The organism is Pseudomonas sp. FSL R10-1350, assembly GCF_009600525.1.
Taxonomy (GTDB): Bacteria; Pseudomonadota; Gammaproteobacteria; order Pseudomonadales; family Pseudomonadaceae; genus Aquipseudomonas; species Aquipseudomonas helleri.
On the sequence record NZ_WIVR01000113.1, the window covers coordinates 1 to 6860 of the forward strand.

The following is a 6860-nucleotide window of genomic DNA, read 5'->3' on the forward strand; positions in this document are numbered from 1 at the left end:
GCCGACACGGGTCGCAGGCATGTGCGGTGTCAGTTGCCGGGTGATCGAGCAAGGGGCAACCGGCCACTGCCGGGCAACGCTTGAGCACATCGCAGTGCGCAGTCTGCGGCCCCTCCTCGGCGAGCATCAGATCAAGCCTGGCCATCGGTAGCAGTGCTTCAAAACGGTCCAAAAAATCGCTCACGGCACTGTCCACGTGCAACTGACTCAAGGGCAGTTCGATCAGCAGCTTGCGCACGCTGCTTGCCTGTTCAGGGCGGACACGCCCCAACCAGAGCGGCCACCATCGCGATCGTGTTTGCACTCTCGTTAACTCCCTGTGAACCCACGCAAACACGAGCAACTTCCGTGCCCCGGAGGCCTGCCACGCTTGGCTTATCTCCAAAGAGGTAGCCCTTTGGCCAGATTGAGAAGATTTTCCCCTTAGGAAACTATCTTCCCCAACAGGAAACACAAAACGCCACTTTCGCCCTGTTCCCCGGGGTGGATCAGCCAGGACAGCCCACATGACGGATAGCCTCAATGCCGCCCTCGAGCAACGCCACAGCCTGCCGCGCTATCAGGCAGCGCCCCTTGGCGCCAATGCCCGCCAGCACCTCGTAGTCATGCAAAGCACCGCAGCCAGCGCGCCCTTTGTCAGCGAACTGGATCCGGCTCAAGTATTGAACGCCGAGCACCCGGACTTTGCCCGACGCCTGCAACAGCTTCTGGGCAGCGCCACGGTGGGCAGCCACCTCTACGTGATGGGCGACGAAGCGTTTATGTGGCGCATCCATGGCCTGGCCCGCGACGCCGGGCTCGAAGAACAGGAAATCGACCTCAGCCATACCCTCAGCGGCCCGCGCCAGGTGTATTGCGTGCATTGCGGTCTGCTCCAGGCCGCCTCGCTCACCGCGCAACTGGCGTGCCTGGGCTGTGACGTCGAGCTGGAAGTGCGCGAGCATTTTTCCCGGCGGCTGGGCGCCTACATCGGCGTGTGCCGCAACCCGGACCAGCCGTATGCAGGAGCGCACTCATGAGCCGCCCGCTCAAGGTGCAGGTCAGCGCCACGCGGATGCTCACCGAAGCCGTGCGCGAGTTCACCTTCACGCCGTGCTCGGGCCACTTGCCCGCGTTCTCCCCCGGCAGCCATGTGCAAGTCCATTTACCGTTGGCCGCAGGCACGTTGCGCAATGCCTATTCGCTGACCAGTGATCCGGCCGACAACCGCCACTACCGGATTGCCGTACGCCTGCAAGAACACTCACGCGGCGGCTCGCGTTTTCTGCACCGCGAGGTGCAGGTGGGCGACACCCTGCAACTGTCGGCCCCGGCCAACCTGTTTGCCCTGCACTCGACCGCCAGCCTGCACATATTGATTGCCGGAGGCATCGGCATCACCCCGTTCATGGCCTACATCGCGGCCCTGGAGCAGCGCCAGGCAAACTTCGAGTTGCACTACGTGTATCGCCAGGGCCAGAGCGATGCCTATGTCGATGAGTTGCAACAGCGCCTTGGCACGCGCCTGCACACCTATAACCAACGGCCCGACCTGAACCACATCCTGCGCCAGCGGCCACTGGGCAGCCACGTTTACAGCTGCGGCCCACAACCCTTGCTCGATGCCGTTCGCCAGCAGGCTAACGCCCTCGGTTGGCCCGCACAGCGGGTGCATTGGGAGGCCTTCAGTGCAGCACAGCCCGGCCAGCCGTTTGACGTGAACCTGCTGCACAGCGCCCGGCAACTACGGGTTGGCGCCGAGCAAAGCCTGCTTGAAGCCCTGGAAGCGGCCGGGCTCAACGTGCCCAACCTGTGCCGTGGCGGTGTGTGCGGCCAATGCAAGGTGCGCCACAACGGTGGCGTCATCGAGCACCGCGACAGTTTTCTGAGCCCCGCCGAGCAAGCCGAATTCTTAATGCCCTGCGTCTCGCGCGCTCACCCTTGCGTCTCGCTGGATCTCTAGGAGGAGTCGACCATGATCACCCCATCAAGCCCCGTGCTCAGCTACCGCGACGACTTCAGCTTTCGCAACAGCCCGGCCGCCATTCGCCGCTTCCCTTTCCCGTTCACCGAAGACAGCTACCTGTACTCGGTGAACATCGAACCCGCCACCTCCCGTGACCCTGGTTCGATTTATCACTGCGCGTTCGACATCGACGAACACTACCGCTCGGAAATGGCCGAACGCGCCCAGGTGCTGGACAAAGACCCGCGCCGCTATCTGGTCCTGCCGCACATGCAGGTAGCCGCCTGGGATGCCCTGCAATTGCTGATGGAAAGCCTTGCCGCCGATTACCCGCAGTGGTTCGTGCTCAATCGTGACGGCGAGCGCTGGCACTGGCGCAACCTGTTGCTGGACATTGATCAGCACTTTGTTTTCGGTGACGCCAGCAGCTTGCCGTGCGAACCGTTGGAGTTTATCGGGCGCCAGGTGCAAGGCGACTTCGCCCTGCTCGATCAACGCGACAACGACTTGTTTATGGACGCCGGCATCGTCACCAGCCCGGCAGACTGGTCGCTGGCCTTTGACGCCGGCATGAGCTTCAAACAATGGCATTCGCCGGTGCCAATGGCCCATCAAATGGGCATTTTCGAACGGGCCCTGAAATACCTGCTCAACCTGCAAACAGGCCAGCCGGTCCGGCGCCTGAACTGGACGCTGACGATCAAGCCGCGCCTGGATTCATCGCCCGAGACCTTTCACGAATGGGGCGCCGACCGCGGCCGCATCACCGCTGACAACGTCGGCCAGGAGGTGCACCTGCGCGTCGAGCTGCAAGTGATGCTGCGCCTGCCGCGCAGCAACGCGGTGATGTTCAGCATTCGTACCTACCTGATCAGCCTGCAAGAACTGGTGACCCAGCCCGGCTGGGGTTGCCGCCTGCACCGGGTGCTGCGCGACCTGCCCGAGCCGATTGCCGATTACAAGGGCATGACCCGCTACCGCCAGACCCTGGTCGAGTGGCTGGCGCAATTCGATCCGCAGAGTTGACCTCTGCCTCCTGACCCCCTTCCTCCAGACAAGGATTTTGACATGGCTCATTCATGGCGTATTTCTGCACTGGCCGAGCGTCACCGCGCACTCGGCTCCCACCTCGAAGACTGGAACGGCATGGGCACCGCCTGGACCTATGCCAGCCCGCTGGCCAATCACCATGAGGCGATCCGCACCCGCGCAGGCTTGATGGACGTGTCGGGGCTGAAAAAAGTCCACTACGTCGGCCCGCATGCCGAAAGCCTGCTGCAATGGGCGACCACCCGCGACATTGCCAAGCTCTACCCCGGCAAGTCGGTGTACGCCTCGATGCTCGACGAAGAAGGCAAGTTCGTCGATGACTGCATCGTTTACCGCACAGGGCCCAACGCGTTCATGGTGGTGCACGGCGCAGGCACCGGCTACGAAATGCTCGTGCGTTCGGCGCAAGGTCGGCAAGTGGCGGTGCTGTTCGATGACGACCTGCACGACCTGTCGTTGCAAGGGCCGCTGGCGGTAGATTTTCTGGCGGAATACGTGCCGGGCATTCGCCAGCTGCCGTACTTCCACCACCTGCAAACCCGCCTGTTTGACCGCCCGGTGATGATTTCCCGGACCGGCTACACCGGCGAGCGCGGCTACGAGATCTTCTGCAAGGCCGCCGACGCACCGGCCATCTGGGACGCGATTGTCGAGCACGGCGCGGGCATGGGCATCATCCCGTGTGCCTTTACCGCGCTGGACTGGCTGCGGGTCGAAAGCGCACTGATGTTCTTCCCGTATGACAACTCGCAGATGTACCCCTTCGCCGACCAAAAGGCCGGGGACACCCTGTGGGAGATGGGCCTGGACTTCACCGTCTCCCCCGACAAACGCGAGTTTCGCGGCGCCGAAGAGCACTTTCGTTTACGCGGCAAAGAACGCTTCAAGATCGCTGGCGTGCTGCTCGACGGCGAACGCCCCGCCGAGGCGGGCGACACCCTGTGGCAAGGCGACAAACAGGTCGGGGTCATCACCTGCGCCATGTACTCGCGCCTGAGCAAACGCTCAATGGCGATAGCCCGCCTGAGCGTTGACTGCGCTACCCCCGGCACACCGTTGCAGGTGCGCGGCAGCCTCAATGCCAGCGCCGCCAGCCACGCCCTGCCCTTCGACGACCCGCAAAAAACCAAGCGCACGGCCAAAGGCTGATCCGCCCATTTTTTTACCCTCGGAGCCTTTGATGAACACTTTGACCGAACATTACATCCTCAAGATCAACTGCCCGGCGACCTCCGGCATCGTTGCTGCGATCAGCGACTGCCTGGCCCGCCAGCAGTGCTACATCAGTGAACTGGCGCAGTTTGACGACGAGTTCACCGGGCAGTTTTTCATGCGTGCGGTGTTCCGTTTCAACAACGGCGTCACCGGCGACATAGACGCCTTGCGTGCCGGGCTGGGCGCTCTGGCCGGTGGTTTTGACATGCAGTGGCAACTGTTCTGCTCCAGTCAGCCCACCCGCGTGTTGCTGATGGTGAGCAAGTTCGACCACTGCCTGACCGACCTGCTGTACCGCCACCGCAAGGGCGAACTGGACATGCAGATCACCGCCGTGGTCTCCAACCACCTGGACCTGCGGGCCATGGCCGAACGCGAAGGCATTCGCTTCATTTACCTGCCGATCAGCAAAGACAACAAGGCCCGCCAGGAAGCCGAGCTGATGCGCATTGTCGACGAGACCGGAACTGATCTGGTGGTGCTCGCGCGCTACATGCAGATCCTGTCTGACACCTTGTGCCAGCAACTGTCAGGCCGGGCGATCAACATTCATCACTCGTTCCTCCCCGGTTTCAAAGGCGCCAAGCCCTATCACCAGGCGTACGACCGTGGCGTCAAGCTGATCGGCGCCACTGCCCACTACGTGACCAGCGACCTCGACGAAGGGCCGATCATCGAGCAGGAAATCCAGCGCGTTGACCACACCCACCTGCCCGACTCGCTGGTTGCCATCGGCCGCGACACCGAAACCGTGGCCCTTTCCAAAGCGCTGAAGTACCACCTGGAACACCGGGTGTTCATCAACCAGGACAAGACAGTGATCTTTCGCTGATTTCCCCTTACCCGAGGCACGATCATGACCTTACGCGTGGCAATCATCGGTGCCGGCCCTTGCGGCATGGCGCAACTTCGAGCCTTCCAGTCGGCCCGTGACAAGGGCGCCGAGATCCCCGAGCTGGTGTGTTACGAGAAGCAAAACGATTGGGGTGGCATGTGGAACTACACCTGGCGCACCGGCCTGGATGAAAACGGCGAGCCGGTGCACGGCAGCATGTACCGCTACTTGTGGTCGAACGGGCCGAAAGAGTGCCTGGAGTTCGCCGACTACACCTTCGAAGAGCATTTTGGTCGCCCCATCGCCTCGTACCCGCCCCGTGAAGTGCTGTGGGACTACATCAAGGGCCGGGTCGAAAAAGCCGGTGTGCGCGACTACATCCGCTTCAACAATGCGGTGCGCCAAGTGACTTTCGATGAGGCCAGCCAGCGCTTTACCGTGCAGGCCCACGACTACAACAGCGACACATTGACCAGCGAGCAGTTCGACTACGTGATCAACGCCTGCGGGCACTTTTCTACGCCCAAGGTCCCGTACTTCGAAGGCTTCGAGCAATTCGCCGGACGCATCCTGCACGCCCATGATTTTCGCGAAGCGCTGGAGTTCAAGGGCAAGGACCTGCTGATTGTCGGCAGCAGCTACTCGGCCGAAGACATCGGTTCGCAATGCTACAAATACGGGGCACGGAGCATTACCAGTTGCTATCGCACCGCGCCCATGGGCTATGCCTGGCCAGACAACTGGGAAGAAAAACCGCAGCTGCAACGCCTGGAAAATAACCGCGCCTGGTTTGCCGATGGCAGCAGCAAGCACATCGATGCGGTGATTCTTTGCACCGGCTACAAGCATCATTTCCCGTTCCTGCCCGACGAATTGAGCCTCAAGACCGAGAACCGCTTGTGGCCGATGAACCTCTACAAGGGCGTGTTCTGGGAACCCAACCCGCGCCTGATCTACCTCGGCATGCAAGACCAGTGGTACTCGTTCAACATGTTCGACGCCCAAGCCTGGTACGCCCGCGACGTGATTCTGGGGCGCATCGAGTTGCCCAACCACACCGAGAGGGCCGCCGACAGCCAGCAATGGCAGGCCCGTGAACAAACCCTGGAAACCAACCAGCAGATGTTCGAATTCCAGGGCGCGTACATCCAGCAGTTGGTTGATGCCACCGACTACCCGAACTTCGACATCACGGCGGTCAATCAAACCTTCCTGCACTGGAAGCATGACAAAGCCGAAAACATCATGGGTTATCGCGACAAGTCGTACCGCTCGCTGATGACCGGCACCCAATCGCCACCCCACCACACGCCGTGGCTGCATGCGCTGGACGACTCCATGGCGGCGTATCTGGGCGAGCCGCCCACCACCATCAAGTCGGTCGGCTGACCCGGGAGCCTGTTAATGAATGCACCACGCATTTCCCGGCCCCACGAACCAGGGCTGTTTGCCCGGGCGCCCAATCTGGAGCGCTACCGGGTGGCGGCGGGCGGCCTGACGCTGATTGCCTTGCAACCCGGTGACAGCCTGCAAGTGATCGACCTTGAAGGCCAGCAGCCGTGTGAGCTGCTGGCGCTCAATGCGCAAGGTGCCAGCGCGTTAAGCGATTGGGGGCTGAGCGCATCGGCCGCCAACACTTACCTGCGCACCCGGCTGAGCGAGCCCACGCTGCAAGCCCGACGGATCACTCAAGTCCTGGGCAAACGCGCCACTGAGGTTAACAACCTGCCGCACGCGGCCTTGCTCTGGGGCACCGACAGCCCGGCCGGACACCAGCAGCAGTGGGTTGCCGAGGCCGAACGGCTGGTGCTCATC

At 62.2% G+C, this 6860-nt stretch carries 6 protein-coding genes and 2 pseudogenes; 7 read left to right on the forward strand and 1 reads right to left on the reverse strand.

The annotated features are described in order from the left end of the window. Positions 1-238, reverse strand: a pseudogene (locus GHO25_RS26670) (histidine kinase); the annotation flags it as partial. 268 nt (positions 239-506) lie between these two features. On the opposite strand from GHO25_RS26670, the gene GHO25_RS24920 reads away from it, so the two are divergent. The 7 genes and pseudogenes from GHO25_RS24920 to GHO25_RS24950 all read left to right on the forward strand — a co-directional run. Then, entirely contained in the window at positions 507-1019 is a 513-nt protein-coding gene (locus GHO25_RS24920) for a dimethylamine monooxygenase subunit DmmA family protein (protein WP_153393175.1), read from the forward strand. After that, positions 1016-1942: a PDR/VanB family oxidoreductase gene (locus tag GHO25_RS24925; RefSeq protein ID WP_153393178.1), complete on the forward strand. Its 927-nt coding sequence runs from the start codon at positions 1016-1018 to the stop codon at positions 1940-1942. Before GHO25_RS24920 ends, GHO25_RS24925 begins: the two co-directional genes overlap by 4 nt. Before the next feature lie 12 nt (positions 1943-1954). After that, a complete protein-coding gene (locus GHO25_RS24930; protein WP_153393181.1) occupies positions 1955-2971 on the forward strand; it encodes a DUF3445 domain-containing protein in 1017 nt (338 codons plus the stop codon). A 42-nt stretch (positions 2972-3013) separates the two neighbouring features. After that, positions 3014-4144, forward strand: a complete 1131-nt coding sequence (locus tag GHO25_RS24935; protein ID WP_153393184.1) for an aminomethyltransferase family protein — start codon at positions 3014-3016, stop codon at positions 4142-4144. Between the two features lie 31 nt (positions 4145-4175). Then, a complete protein-coding gene (gene purU, locus GHO25_RS24940) occupies positions 4176-5042 on the forward strand; it encodes a formyltetrahydrofolate deformylase (RefSeq protein ID WP_153393187.1) in 867 nt (288 codons plus the stop codon). A gap of 24 nt (positions 5043-5066) precedes the next feature. Beyond that, entirely contained in the window at positions 5067-6434 is a 1368-nt protein-coding gene (locus GHO25_RS24945; RefSeq protein WP_153393190.1) for an NAD(P)-binding domain-containing protein, read from the forward strand. Positions 6435-6449: 15 nt separating this feature from the next. After that, positions 6450-6860 (forward strand): annotated as a pseudogene (locus tag GHO25_RS24950) (aminomethyltransferase); the annotation flags it as partial.

What these genes read in the sequence shown, in the direction of transcription:
- GHO25_RS24925 (WP_153393178.1), top strand. Translation starts at nt 1,016, where the DNA reads ATGAGCCGCCCGCTCAAGGTGCAGGTCAGCGCCACGCGGATGCTCACC.
- GHO25_RS24935 (WP_153393184.1), top strand. Translation starts at nt 3,014, where the DNA reads ATGGCTCATTCATGGCGTATTTCTGCACTGGCCGAGCGTCACCGCGCA.
- purU (WP_153393187.1), top strand. Translation starts at nt 4,176, where the DNA reads ATGAACACTTTGACCGAACATTACATCCTCAAGATCAACTGCCCGGCG.
- GHO25_RS24920 (WP_153393175.1), top strand. Translation starts at nt 507, where the DNA reads ATGACGGATAGCCTCAATGCCGCCCTCGAGCAACGCCACAGCCTGCCG.
- GHO25_RS24930 (WP_153393181.1), top strand. Translation starts at nt 1,955, where the DNA reads ATGATCACCCCATCAAGCCCCGTGCTCAGCTACCGCGACGACTTCAGC.
- GHO25_RS24945 (WP_153393190.1), top strand. Translation starts at nt 5,067, where the DNA reads ATGACCTTACGCGTGGCAATCATCGGTGCCGGCCCTTGCGGCATGGCG.